Source organism: Streptomyces sp. NPDC050610, from assembly GCF_040654875.1.
GTDB lineage: Bacteria > Actinomycetota > Actinomycetes > Streptomycetales > Streptomycetaceae > Streptomyces.
Genome location: NZ_JBFAIV010000016.1, coordinates 61,783 through 73,711 on the forward strand (window position 1 = coordinate 61,783; position 11,929 = coordinate 73,711).

Sequence of the window (11,929 nt, forward strand, 5' to 3'; positions counted from 1 at the left end):
CGGCCTGGGGCCGGTCTGATCGCGTCATTAGGATCAGTGCGAGCAGCGCGCTGATGAGGGGGGCTCATGACGGCAGCGGACGCACCGCCCATCGTCTTCGTACACGGAACGCGGTTCAGCGCGGGGCAGTGGAGCCCGCAACTCGCCGCGCTCCGAGAGGACTTTCCCGTGGCGGCCGTCGATCTTCCGGGGCACGGCGCCCGCTCCGATCAGCCCTGGAGCCTCGACGCGGCGACGGAGGTCATCGCCGCCGCGGTGAAATCGCTCGACCGCGGCCCCGCTCTCGTCGTCGGACATTCCCTCGGCGGTTACGCCTCACTGGAATTCGCGCGACGCCGCCCGGAGCGACTGCGCGGGCTGATACTCGCGGGCGCCAGCGCCTCGACACGCGGTCCGTGGGCGAAGCCATATCGGTGGGTCGCCTCGCTCGTCCCGCGCGTATCGGAGCGCCGACTGACCCGGTGGAACGACCGGTTGCTGCGCCGCCTCTACCCGCCCGAGGTGGTAGAGGCGACGATTCGCTCCGGCTACGCCTTCCACATCTTGCCGGCCGCCTGGGGCGAGGTGCTGGGCCGGTTCGACGCGGGCGCGATGCGTCACGTGGAAGCCCCTGTGCTCATCCTGAACGGCGAGCGGGACAGGGTCTTCCGTTCCGGTGAGGCGGAATTCGCCCGCGCGCATCCGAGCGCTCGGGTGGAGCTGATCCCGCGGGCGAGCCATCTCGCGAACTTCGACGCCCCGGACGCCTTCACCGACGCCGTACGGCGGTTCGCCCGCCAGTTGCCGACGCGCGACTGACGGGCGGGGCCGCTCTGCCTGCCGGTGGCCGCTGACCGCGCGGTTCACCTCTGAGCAACAGGTCTCGCGGGTCAGCGGGTCCGCGGATCAGCGGGCGTCTGCGCGGTCGTTCCACGGGCGCCAGCGGCCGGTGGTGTCCACGGTTCCCAGCTGCTGGTCGGCGAAGTGGACGCCGAAGCCGTAGACGCCGTCCTGGGCGAGGAAGTCCACGAGGCGGCGCCGCGAGCGTTCGGCCTCGGCGCGGTCGTAGTCGAGGACGACCTCCCAGTCGGGGTGCAGGACCTGGACGGGTGAGTGCATGGCGTCGCCGAAGGCCACGATGCGGCGGCCGTCGCCGGTGTCGAGGACCCAGGCGGTGTGGCCGGGGGTGTGGCCGGGCAGCGACCAGGCGCGGACGCCCTCGGCTATCTCGACCCCGTCGGTGACGCTTGTGGTCCGTTCCTTCTGGCCGGCGAGCTGTTCGCCCGAGGGGTGGTCGTCGCTTCGCAGTTCGCCTTCCCCGACGATCCATCGGGCGTTCGGGAACAGGCTGTGCGGTCCGTCGACAGCGTCGGGTCGGGCCCAGCCGGAGTGGTCGTCGTGCAGGTGGGTGAAGGCCACGGTCTCCAGCTCGGCCGGGTCCACGCCGAGGCTCGCCAGGGATTCGGGCAGGTTCCGTACGTGCTCGAAGCCGTACTGGAAGTGTTCCGTGTCCTCGCCGGAGATGCGTCCGTGGCCGGCGTCGAGGAGGAGGCGGGAGCCGCCGCGCTCGACGAGCAGCGCGCCGCACCCCATCGCCAGATGGCCCACGTCCGTCATGTGGTGGCGGTGTGCGCTCCAGTCCTCTTCCACGGAGGCGGGGTAGACGCGCGTCGGAATCATCGCGACGCCGGCGTCGGGGACGTAGGTCAGGGTGAGTTCGCCGATGGTGCGCGTCCACAGGCCGGGCAGCCGGGTGCCCGAGTCGTCGGTGTGGTGCTGGGGCGTGTTGTCCATGGTGGAGTCAGTGGCTTTCTGTGTTCGGTTCGGGGGTGTGGTTCGCGGGGCCGGTCGGTTCACGGCTTCAGTTCGCGGATCGGTTCCCCGGCCGCGTAGGCGAGGATGTCGTCGAGCGCGTCGCGGTAGAAGACCTTGTAGGTGTCGGCGGTGACGTAGCCGAGATGCGGGGTGAGCACGGTCCGCGGGGCGGTGCGCCACGGCGAGTCGGCGGGCAGCGGCTCGGTGGTGTGGACGTCGAGTGCGGCTCCGCCCAGTTTCCCGGCGGCCAGCGCGGCGAGCAGGGCCTCCTCGTCGACGACGGGGCCTCGGGAGGTGTTGATGAGCAGTGCGTCCGGCCGCATCTGGGCGAGTTCATCGTGCCCGATGAGGCCGGTGGTGCGCGGGGAGAGCTTGACGTGGAGCGTCACTATGTCCGAGGTCGCCAGCAGTTCCCGCTTGCCGACCGGGGTGACGCCCAGCGCCTTCGCGTGCTCGGCGTCGAGGTGGGCGCTCCAGGCGACGACGTCCATGCCGAAGGCGCGTCCGACCTGGGCCACGCGGCTGCCCACGCCGCCGAGGCCGATGATGCCCAGGCGGGCTCCGTACAGGTCGCGCCCTACGGTCCGCTGCCACGTGCCCGCGCGCAGGTTGCCGTCCTCGGCGGGGAGCGAGCGGGCCAAGGCGTGGATGAGGCCCCACGTCAGCTCGGCCGTCGGTGTCAGCCCGGCGGGTCGGGTGCCCGACACGGCGATTCCCCGGCGCTCGGCCGCGGCCAGGTCGATGGAGGCGTTGGCCGGGCCGGTGGTCACCAGCAGGCGCAGTCTCGGCAGCCTATCGAGCACTCCGGCCGGGAACGGGGTGCGCTCGCGCATGGCCACGACGACGTCGAAGGGCTCCAGCGCGGCGGCCACCTCCGCCGGGCCGCCCAAGTACTCGGTGAATACGGTGAGTTGCGGGCTGCCGGGCAGGGCAGCCCAGTCGGCGTACTGGTGGGCGCCCCCCTGGTAGTCGTCCAGGATCGCCACTCGGCGGATCTCAGGCATGTGCGGTCTCCTTCTGGCCCTTGCTCTCGTTCCGGCCCTTGCTGTCGCTCAGGCACACGCTGTCGTTCTGGCCCTTGCTTTCGTTCCGGCACACGCTGTCGTTCCGGTGCTCGTCGTCGCGGCTGGGGCCTGCCCCGCAACCGTCCGCCGCACCCGTCTCCGCAGTCGCCTCGGGGTCGGCGACCGGCTCGGACGGGCTGGGGCGGAGGAGTTCGAGGGACCAGATCCCGATGCCGATCACCGCGACCACGGCGCCGAGCGCGCACACGCCCGCCCATCCGGCGACCGGGTACAGCGCCGATGCGAGGGCGGAGGCGACCGTGCTGCCGGCGAAGGACGCGACCATGAGGGCCGTCGTCACCCGGCTGCGGGCGTGCGGTATTCGGCGGTAGAGCACGCTCTGGTGGCTGATCAGCAGGGCCTGTTGGGCGAGGTTGAGCATCATGATGCCGACGATCAGCGCGATCAGGCCGCCGGGGCCGCCCGTTCCGGCGAAGGCGAGCACGCCCCAACTGGCCGTCAGCACGACCAGTCCCCCGGTCGCCACCTGGCGGCCGCGGCCGCGGTCCGCGAACCGGCCGGCCGCCACGGCGGCGACGGCTCCGACGACCCCGGCCAGTCCGAACAGGCCGATGACGGCGGGCCCGTAGCCGTAGGCCGAACCGGCCAGCAGGAACGACGACGCGGTCCACAGGATGGTGAAGCAGCCCATGCCGACCGCGGCCAGGCCCATCCGACGGCGCAGCAGCGACTCGGTGCGTACGAGCGTGAGTACGGAGCGCAGCAGCTGGGGGTAGGGGGTGTTCTGGGACGGCGGCACCGGACGGAGCACCAGGCGCATGGTGACCGCCAGTACCGCCATCACGAAGGCGGCGAAGACGAACACCAGCCGCCAGTCGCCGAATTGGGCGAGCACGCCCGCGGCGATACGCGCGAGCATGATGCCGACGAGCAGGCCGCTCATGACCGTGCCCACCACCGAGCCACGTTCGTGGTCGGCGGCCAGCGAGGCGGCCATCGGCACCACGATCTGCGCGACGGCGGACGTCACGCCGACCAGGGCCACCGCGGCGTACAGCGAGTTCAGCGACGGGGAGGCGGCGGCGCCGAGGAGGGCGACGGCGCTCAGGCCGAGCAGCACGCTCACGAGCCGACGCCGTTCCAGCACGTCGCCCAGCGGTACGAGCAGTGCCAGCGAGATCGCGTAGCCGATCTGGGATGCGGTGACGACCAGGCCGCCGGCGCCTTCGGAGACCCCCAGCGCCCGGGAGATGATCGGCAGCAGCGGCTGCGCGTAGTAGATGTTCGCGACCGCCGCACCGCACACCACCGCCAGCAGCAGAACAGTCGCGCGGCTCAGTGACGGCCGGGCGCCCGCGGCGTCCGACCCGGGTTGTGGATCGTTCATGCCAGAAGTCTCGTTCCGGTCGGCCGCGCCGGTCAAGCCATTTTGGATTGACTGATCTAAAAGTGAGGGGCATCACGCTCCAGCAGCACGGACGGGGGTACGCGGGGCTCCACGACGCCCGTAGGCGACCGGGGCGGGACCGGCGTGGCCGTATATGGAGCAGGTAGTCCAATATGGAGGCGCAAGGAAGCACTCCACGCGCCGGGGTGCTCGTGTCGCGACGCAGGAGGTCCATGTGCCGTCCGTTGGCCGCCCCCGTGCCTTCGACATGGAGACCGTGCTGGAGGCCGCCATGCGGCTCTTCTGGGAACAGGGCTACGAAGCCACATCGCTGGCGCAGCTGCGAGCGGCCACCGGCCTGTCCTCCGCGAGCCTCTACAGCGCTTTCGGCTCGAAGGGAGGGCTGTTCGAACAGGTCGTGGAGCACTACGCGAACGGTCCGGGCGGCGTCACCGACGTCGTCGCGGACGAATCGATCAGCCCACGGGACGCCATCGCCCGGCTGCTGCACGGCTCGATCGACATGCAGGCCGGCCCCGGCCATCCCCTCGGCTGCCTCATCGCCCTGTCCGGCACGACGCGTGCGCCAGGAGAGGATCAGGCCGGAGTACGCGCGGCCGTGGCGTCGCGCCGGGAAGCCGACCGGGCACGCCTCGGGGCGTGCGTGGAGCGGGGAGTCGCCGCGGGCGAACTCGACGCCCACACCGACGTCGGCGGCGTGACCGCCATGATCCACACCTTTCTCCTGGGGCTTTCCACGCAACTGCGCGACGGGGTGCCCGCGGCGACCCTGCACACCGCGGTCGACGTGCTGCTGTCGGGCTGGCGGCGGACCGCAGCGGAGTGAAGTCATAAGGGCCGCTGGGCAGTGGTCGGGCGTTGTACCTCGTGCCGCGTGCGCCGGAAGACTCGCCGGAAGACTAGAGATTCCTCCCCTCGCTTTGCCATTCTCGCCGCGGCGCTGCCCTCTCCTGGTCGAGCGCCGCCATGAGCAGCGACGATCGGAAGGGGCACCATGGAGATCCTGGTGACCGGGGCCACCGGCAATGTCGGCCGGAACGTGGTCCGGCGACTCATCGAGGCCGGCGCGGGGGTGCGGGCTCTGACCCGCAGCCCGCACACGGCGGAGCTCCCGGAGGGCGTGCGCGCAGTCGCGGGGGACCTCACGCGGCCGGACTCGCTGGCCGACGCGTTCGAGGGCGTCGACCGGATGTTTCTCTTCCCGGTCGCCGAAACGGCCCGCGAAGTGGTGGCCTCGGCACGGCGGGCCGGGGTGCGGCGGATCGTGGTGCTGTCCTCCGGCGCTGTCACTACGGGCTTCGACACCGTCTTCCATCTGCCGGTCGAGCGGGCGGTGGAGGAGTCGGGCCTGGATTGGACTCATGTGCGCCCCGGCGAATTCGCGATGAACAAGCTGGCCCTGTGGGGCCCGTCCATCCGCGCCGAGGGCGTGGTGCGCGACCCCAATCCCGATCTGGCCTGGTACCCGGTGCATGAACGGGACATCGCCGACGTCGCGGCCCTGGCTCTGCTGGAGGACGGGCACCACGGCCGCGCCTACACCCTCAACGGCCCGGAAATGCTCTCCTACCGCAGGCAGGTGGAGCTGATAGCGGAGGCCGTCGGACGGCCGATCCGCTTCGAGGTCGTGAGCCGGGACGAGGCACGGGAGAACTACCGCAGGCAAGGGGGGTTCGCGGCGGCCAACGCGGATTTCCTGCTCGGTTTCGAGGACTACTCGGGCGGGGCGGTTGATGAGACGGACTCGCGGCCGTTGGAGGAACTCAACCCGGCGGCGGACGATACGACGGCGGCCGACCCGATGCCGACGGCCGAGGCGGTCACCGGAGTTCCGGCGCGCACTTTCGCCCAATGGGCGCGGGACCACGCCCACGAGTTCCTCCCCGACTGACGCTTGTCACGGGCCCGCCGACGATCGACTCGACTCACGGCGGTGCCCACGGCCGTGGGCACCGCCGCGCAGGACGGCCCGCCCGGAGTCATACGGGCAGGACGCAGCCCAAAGACGACGTGGCGAAGGGCGGGCCGGAGGCGGTGAGGGCGCCGGAGTCGCGGTTCACGGTGAAGACCCCGACCGTATTGCCGTACTGGTTGGCCGTGAAGAGCAGCGTGCCCGTCGGCGAGAGGCTGAGGTGCCGGGGCCAGGAGCCGCCGCTGGGCACCGTGTCCATCAGGCGCAGGGCGGCTCCGCCCTCGGTGACGGCGAAGCGGGCGACGCTCTCGTGGCCGCGGTTGGAGAGGTAGAGGAAGCGGCCGTCGGCCGAGACCGCCACCTCGGACGGATAGTTGCGGACCGCCGGGCCGGAGCCGGGGACGGTGGGCCGGCTGTCGCCGCGGGTCAGGGCGCCGGTCGCCGGGTTGTAGGAGTAGACCGTGACCGTGCTGTTCAGCTCGTTGGCCACGTAGGCGTACGAGGCCGTGGGGTGGAAGACCATGTGCCGGGGGCCGGCGCCCGGCACGGAGCGGACCTCGGAGACCGGCCGCAGCGCGCCGCTTCCGGCGTCGAGCCGGTACGTGTACACCTTGTCGGTGCCCAGGTCGACGGCGAAGACGTAGGCGCCCTTGGGGTCGGTGATGATCTGGTGCGCGTGCGGGCCCTCCTGGCGGCTGGGGTCGGGTCCGGAGCCGGTGTGCTGCACCAGTCCCGTGCGCGCGCCCACGCTGCCGTCGCCGTTGATGACGTGCGCGGCGACGCTGCCGGCACCGTAGTTCGCGCTGAGCAGGTAGCGGCCACCGGGGTGGACCGACAGGTGGGTGACGTTGGCGCCGCCGGAGGACCGCGCCGGGCCCAGTGCGGTCAGCGCACCGCCCGTACCGATCGTGAAGGCCCGTACCGCGCCCTGCCGTCCGCCGTTGTCCAGCGAGTAGAGCGCCTTCCCGCCGGGCGCCGCCGCGAGGAAGGAGGGGTTGGTCACCCCCGGGAAGCCGCCTTGCCGGGTCAGTGCGCCGGTCGAGGCGTCGTACGCGCAGGAGATGATGCCGTTGCCGTACGTGCCCAGGAACGCCTGGCGCGAGGCGGCGGCTTCTCCCCCTTCTCGGGATGACGGCTCCAGGGCCCGCGCGGCGGGCGCTTGGGCGCCGATTGCGGCGGCGCCCAGCAGTCCGATGAACGAACGGCGGCCGAGACCGGAGCTACGGGCGGGGTGCTCCGAGGGGGGTGGGGGCATGGTGGGGACCTTTCGACACCTGGGACGGGATGACATGCCTTGGGGATGGCGCATGTTCGGACAACGCGCGGTCCGGATGAAGTGCCGTCCAGATAACGCGCGTTCGGGGTGCGCACCCACGGCATGACATGCATTCGTCAACAGGATGGCGACCGGACGCCCCATGGCCCAGACCAATTGCCGCCATCCCACCATCCTCCGTCCCCTGTCCACCCCCCATCCCCCATCCCCCATCCGCCATCCGCCATCCGCCATCCGCCATCCGCTCCGGAACGCGGGCGGACAGCGCCGCGGCCTCCCCAACGAGGAGCGGCAGCAGCCGGGCGGTCAGAACAAGCGCGGCTGGCCGTTCGAAGCGGTGAGCCCGCCGTCGACCGGGATGTGGACGCCGTTGACGAAACGGGCGTCGGAGCTCGCCAGGAAGACGATGACGTCGGCGACTTCGGCAGGTTCGGCGGGGCGCCGCATAGGGATTCGCTTGCGGTAGGCGGCGATCAAGTCCTCGTTCTCGGTGAGGGGAACGGCCATCGGGGTCCGGGTGAGGCCCGGGTGCACGGCATTGACGCGCACGCCCTCGTGGCCGTGGTCGAGTGCCATGGCGTTGGTCAGGTTGACCAGCCCCCCTTTGGCGGCGTTGTACGCGGCCAGCCCCCAGTCCCCGCCGAGTCCGGAGATCGAGCCGACGTTGACGATGCTTCCGCCGACGCGCCGCAGATGGGGCAGCGCGGTCCGCGAGGCGAAGAAGACGCCGTCGAGGTTGACCGCCAGGATGCTCCGCCACGCGGCGGTGCCGGTCTCCTCCACGGTTCCGGACGTGGCGGTGCCCGCGTTGTTGACCAGCACGTCCAGCCGGCCGTACGTCTCGGCCGTCTCCGTGACCAGCGCGGTGATCGCGGACTCGTCGGCGACGTCCACGACGCGCGTCACGACCGTCGAGCCGGCGGGCGCGTCGGCGGCGGTCACCGTCAGCTTCGCCTCGGTCCGGCCGGCGGCTATCACCGTCGCGCCCTCGCGCCCGAAGCGGTGCACGGCGGCGGCGCCGATGCCGGACCCGCCGCCGGTGACGATGACCACCTTGCCTTCGAAACGGTTCGCTTCCACAGCAACTCCCCACTCGGACATGGCCAGTTGCCACGACACTACGTCGGGTTCCGGGACCGCGCACCACCCAGATCTCGCGCGCCGGCAGTGCCCGCGCGGCACGGCCGGAAGGGCTTTCATCACCGCGCTCCCCGGCCGCAGGCGAGGGCAGCGGGCACGGTGGATGAGGTAGCCGACAGCGGGCAGGGAACTATAAGAGACCTCAATCAACCGCACCCCCCGGAACGGACCGCAAATAGATCGATTCGTGCGGGCGCCGAACTGCCCGTACGCGCGTGGCCCCTTGTGCGGGGAAGAACGGAGACTGCGCATGGCCCGCCACGCCCCCAATACACTGCTGTCCGCACTGCTGATGGAGGCCGACTGGACCGCGGGCGGACTGGCCCGGGCAGTCAACAGCCTGGGAGCGGCGCAGGGTCTGACCTTGCGCTACGACCGTACGTCGGTGGCCCACTGGCTCAGCGGCTCCCGGCCCCGCCCGCCCGTTCCCGAGCTCGTGGCCTCGGCCTTCGGCCGCCGCACCGGGCGCGTGGTCACCGCCTGGGACACCGGGCTGTCCCAGGCCCCGCAGACGTCCCCGCCGCGCCTTCCCTCCCGCCCCTCGGCGGGGGATACGTTGCGCCGCCTGACGGCCCTGTGCCGCGCGGACGCCGACCCGGCCCGCCGGGCCGTGCTGGCCCGTACCACCGTCTACACCCTGACCGCCCTCACCCCGCCCCTCTGGAAGCCGCCGCCGTGTCCCCCGGCTCCGCCGCACGGGCCGGAGGGCCAGGCGACCACCGCCGACGCCCTGGCGTTACAGGCGATGACCGAGAGCTTCGCCTCCCTCGCCGAACGCCACGGCGGCGCCCACATCAGGGCCGCGCTGACCGCCTACCTCGCCGAGGGCGCCGGCCGGCTGCTCGCAGCGCCCGCTCCCCACCCCTTGCATCGCGAGCTGCTGAGCGGCACCGTCCAGCTCACGCACCTGCTCGCCGGCATGACCGACGACTCCGGCCACCACAGCCTGGCGCAGCAGTACTTCCACACCGCGCTCCATCTGGCCCAGGAGGCCGGCAACCGGCGGCTGTACGCGGTCACACTGCGCGCCATGAGCACGCAGGCCCTGCACCTGGGGCACCCGGACCACGCCCTGAACCTCGCCGACACCGCGGTGGACGCCGCCGGCGCCGACGCCGGGCCGGCCACCCAGTCGTTCCTCCTGGCCCAGCGCGCCCATGTCTACGCCAGGCAGCGTCAGCCGCGCCGCGCGCTGGCCGACCTGACCGCGGCGGAGCGCCACCACGAGCAGGCCTCCAGCCCGCCCGGTCCCTTCACGGCCTACCCGCGGGCCGGCCTGGACTACCAGCGGGCCCAGGTCCTCCGTGCTCTGGACGACCCCTCCCAGGCGCTGTCCGCCCTGTCGGCCTCCGCGCGGCACCGCGCCCCCACCCAGCGCAGGGCGTACGTGCTCACTCAGGCCCGGCTCGCCGAGACGCTTCTGTCCATGGGGCACGTGGAAGCGTCCTGCGCCCACTGGCACGTCTTCTTGGACCAGTACCCCCACCTGCACTCGCAGCAGGCCGACCGGGCCCTCGCCCATCTCCTTGAGGGCCTGCGCCGCTTCCCTCGCCAGCCCCTGGCGACCGCTGTCCGCAAGCGCGCGCTCGCTCTCTCGCGCCCCCGCCTCACTCCGTGAGACGACCGGCCCGATCGCGTGCCCCCGGCGCCCCACGCCGGGGACCCTTTTCAGACGCGTGGGCTCCTGCCTCCATGTGAAAGGCGGCGCCCGGCGTCACCTCGCCCTGTGCCTGATCACTCCTCAGCTCCGGGAAGCCTCGCCTCGCGCTCCGCGTCCTGCCGGGGGAAGGCCCCGTCGCCCGTATCCGTTCCGGAGCCGCCCTCCCTCAGCAACTCGACGGAGTGGGAGAGCAGTTGATCGCAGATGAGGAGCTGCGCACAGAACCTGAAGGGATCGTCCATCCCCTCTGCATACGTGCTCCATGCCGCCCGCGCCAGGGCAACGCCGACGCTGTCGGCGCCGCCCACCCGAAGAAACGTTCCTCATTCGTCCACATGCCGGACGCGCCAGGACGCTCGCGGACGGTGAGCGGGAGCCGGCGCGTTCCATGCGGGTGCGTACCGGCCCGCGAGCCGCCGCATGCCGAGCATCAGGGCCCCGCCGGCGCCCCAGGAGCCGCCCGGAGACTCACCGGCGCATGTCCGTTCAACACGTGCACGCACCCATCGCACCAGGTCACTTGTCCGGCCCCGGCGGCCGTGGCCTGCTGGACGTGAGCCCGAAAGGCGCCGGACCCATCCCGCTCCGACCGGAAGCGGGCGGCGGCCGAGGGCCATACCCCGGCGACCTCGCCCCTGCACGGGAGGACTTGTGATGGCCACGACCGCGTCCACCGCGTCGGCCGACGGCACCGATCCCGGTGTCGCCGCACTGGAGCGGGCCCGCGAGCTGACCGGTCCCGCGCTACGGGACTGGACCGGGACGCTGCCGCCGGCTGTGGCCGGATGGGCGGGCTATCACCTGGGGTTGCAGGACGAGGCCGGGCGCCCGCCGCGAGGGTACCGGGGAAAGGCCGTGCGCCCGGCACTCGTCCTCAGCTGCGCCGAGGCGGTGGGCGGAGCCGCGCGGGACGCGGTACGCGCGGCGGTGACCGTCGAGCTGGTGCACAACTTCTCGCTCCTCCACGACGACGTCATCGACCAGGACGCGCTGCGCCGCCACCGGCCCACCGTATGGAAACTGTTCGGCGTTCCCGCGGCGGTCCTCACCGGGGACGCCCTGCTGGCCCTGGCCCACCGCGTCCTCGCGACCGCCTCCGGCCCGCGGACGGCCGCTTCGGTCGCGATGCTCGGCCGCGCGGTGGAGGAGCTGGTCGAGGGGGAGGCGATGGATGTGGCCTTCGAGCAGCGCCCGGAGATCACCACGGCCGAGTACGCCGCGATGGCCACGGCCAAGACCGGGGCGCTGATGGGGGCCGCGTGCGGCCTGGGCGCGCTGGCCGGCGGCGCGGACGCCGAACGGGCGGGCGCGCTCGCGGAGTTCGGCCGGCACCTGGGGCTGGCGTTCCAGATCGTGGACGACCTCCTCGGGGTCTTCGGCGACCCGAAGACGACGGGCAAGCCGGTGGGCGGCGACATCGCCGCCCGCAAGAAGACCTATCCCGTGCTCGCCGCCCTCGCCTCCGACGGGGCACAGGGCCGGACGCTGGCCGGGCTCTACGCGAGCGGCGCTCCGCTGTCGGACGCCGACCTGCGGTGGGCGGCGCTGCTGGTCACGGATGCCGGCGGGGTACGGGCGGCCCGTCGCGCGGTCGATCAGGAGCTTGAGGCGGCCTTCGCCGCACTGGCCGAGGCCGGCCCCGCGCCCGAAGGCCGCCGGGACCTGACGGCGCTGGCCCAAGTGCTCACCCGCCGGAACAACTGAGGGAGTGGAC

The 11,929-nt window shown here is 72.5% G+C and carries 11 protein-coding genes; 5 read left to right on the plus strand and 6 right to left on the minus strand.

Annotation, left to right across the window (positions count from 1 at the left end; all coding sequences use genetic code 11):
- The first annotated feature begins 66 nt into the window (after positions 1-66).
- The gene (locus AB0I22_RS20725) at positions 67-798 is read left to right on the plus strand and encodes an alpha/beta hydrolase (RefSeq protein ID WP_363132289.1); all 732 of its coding nucleotides are present in this window, start codon (positions 67-69) and stop codon (positions 796-798) included.
- A gap of 87 nt (positions 799-885) precedes the next feature.
- On the opposite strand, the gene AB0I22_RS20730 is transcribed toward AB0I22_RS20725, so the two are convergent.
- Genes AB0I22_RS20730 through AB0I22_RS20740 form a run of 3 tightly spaced genes read right to left on the minus strand, consistent with a single transcriptional unit; the run spans position 886 to position 4,206 of the window.
- Positions 886-1,773, minus strand: coding sequence for an MBL fold metallo-hydrolase (locus AB0I22_RS20730; protein WP_363132290.1), 888 nt, complete (start codon positions 1,771-1,773; stop codon positions 886-888).
- A gap of 59 nt (positions 1,774-1,832) precedes the next feature.
- Complete coding sequence (locus AB0I22_RS20735; RefSeq protein WP_363132291.1) at positions 1,833-2,798, minus strand: D-2-hydroxyacid dehydrogenase family protein; 966 nt, start codon at positions 2,796-2,798, stop codon at positions 1,833-1,835.
- Complete coding sequence (locus AB0I22_RS20740) at positions 2,791-4,206, minus strand: MFS transporter (RefSeq protein ID WP_363132292.1); 1,416 nt, start codon at positions 4,204-4,206, stop codon at positions 2,791-2,793. Before AB0I22_RS20740 ends, AB0I22_RS20735 begins: the two co-directional genes overlap by 8 nt.
- 235 nt (positions 4,207-4,441) lie before the next feature.
- On the opposite strand from AB0I22_RS20740, the gene AB0I22_RS20745 reads away from it, so the two are divergent.
- Complete coding sequence (locus AB0I22_RS20745; RefSeq protein WP_363132293.1) at positions 4,442-5,053, plus strand: TetR/AcrR family transcriptional regulator; 612 nt, start codon at positions 4,442-4,444, stop codon at positions 5,051-5,053.
- A 168-nt stretch (positions 5,054-5,221) separates the two neighbouring features.
- Positions 5,222-6,118, plus strand: coding sequence for an NAD(P)H-binding protein (locus tag AB0I22_RS20750; protein ID WP_363132294.1), 897 nt, complete (start codon positions 5,222-5,224; stop codon positions 6,116-6,118).
- Positions 6,119-6,206: 88 nt separating this feature from the next.
- On the opposite strand, the gene AB0I22_RS20755 is transcribed toward AB0I22_RS20750, so the two are convergent.
- On the minus strand, positions 6,207-7,394 hold the full coding sequence (locus AB0I22_RS20755; RefSeq protein WP_363132295.1) for a lactonase family protein: 1,188 nt from the start codon (positions 7,392-7,394) through the stop codon (positions 6,207-6,209).
- A gap of 327 nt (positions 7,395-7,721) precedes the next feature.
- Positions 7,722-8,495: an SDR family oxidoreductase gene (locus AB0I22_RS20760; protein WP_363132296.1), complete on the minus strand. Its 774-nt coding sequence runs from the start codon at positions 8,493-8,495 to the stop codon at positions 7,722-7,724.
- Positions 8,496-8,805: 310 nt separating this feature from the next.
- Between AB0I22_RS20760 and AB0I22_RS20765 the strand changes: the two genes are divergently transcribed.
- Positions 8,806-10,173 (plus strand): hypothetical protein, encoded by a 1,368-nt coding sequence (locus AB0I22_RS20765; RefSeq protein ID WP_363132297.1) that lies wholly within the window; start codon positions 8,806-8,808, stop codon positions 10,171-10,173.
- Between the two features lie 116 nt (positions 10,174-10,289).
- On the opposite strand, the gene AB0I22_RS20770 is transcribed toward AB0I22_RS20765, so the two are convergent.
- Positions 10,290-10,457, minus strand: coding sequence for a hypothetical protein (locus AB0I22_RS20770; protein ID WP_363132298.1), 168 nt, complete (start codon positions 10,455-10,457; stop codon positions 10,290-10,292).
- Between the two features lie 412 nt (positions 10,458-10,869).
- Between AB0I22_RS20770 and AB0I22_RS20775 the strand changes: the two genes are divergently transcribed.
- On the plus strand, positions 10,870-11,919 hold the full coding sequence (locus AB0I22_RS20775; protein ID WP_363132299.1) for a polyprenyl synthetase family protein: 1,050 nt from the start codon (positions 10,870-10,872) through the stop codon (positions 11,917-11,919).
- The last annotated feature ends 10 nt before the right edge of the window (positions 11,920-11,929 follow it).

Coding starts and splice junctions, on each gene's coding strand:
- AB0I22_RS20725 (WP_363132289.1), top strand. CDS start 67: ATGACGGCAGCGGACGCACCGCCCATCGTCTTCGTACACGGAACGCGG.
- AB0I22_RS20730 (WP_363132290.1), bottom strand. CDS start 1,773: ATGGACAACACGCCCCAGCACCACACCGACGACTCGGGCACCCGGCTG.
- AB0I22_RS20735 (WP_363132291.1), bottom strand. CDS start 2,798: ATGCCTGAGATCCGCCGAGTGGCGATCCTGGACGACTACCAGGGGGGC.
- AB0I22_RS20740 (WP_363132292.1), bottom strand. CDS start 4,206: ATGAACGATCCACAACCCGGGTCGGACGCCGCGGGCGCCCGGCCGTCA.
- AB0I22_RS20750 (WP_363132294.1), top strand. CDS start 5,222: ATGGAGATCCTGGTGACCGGGGCCACCGGCAATGTCGGCCGGAACGTG.
- AB0I22_RS20755 (WP_363132295.1), bottom strand. CDS start 7,394: ATGCCCCCACCCCCCTCGGAGCACCCCGCCCGTAGCTCCGGTCTCGGC.
- AB0I22_RS20765 (WP_363132297.1), top strand. CDS start 8,806: ATGGCCCGCCACGCCCCCAATACACTGCTGTCCGCACTGCTGATGGAG.
- AB0I22_RS20770 (WP_363132298.1), bottom strand. CDS start 10,457: ATGGACGATCCCTTCAGGTTCTGTGCGCAGCTCCTCATCTGCGATCAA.
- AB0I22_RS20775 (WP_363132299.1), top strand. CDS start 10,870: ATGGCCACGACCGCGTCCACCGCGTCGGCCGACGGCACCGATCCCGGT.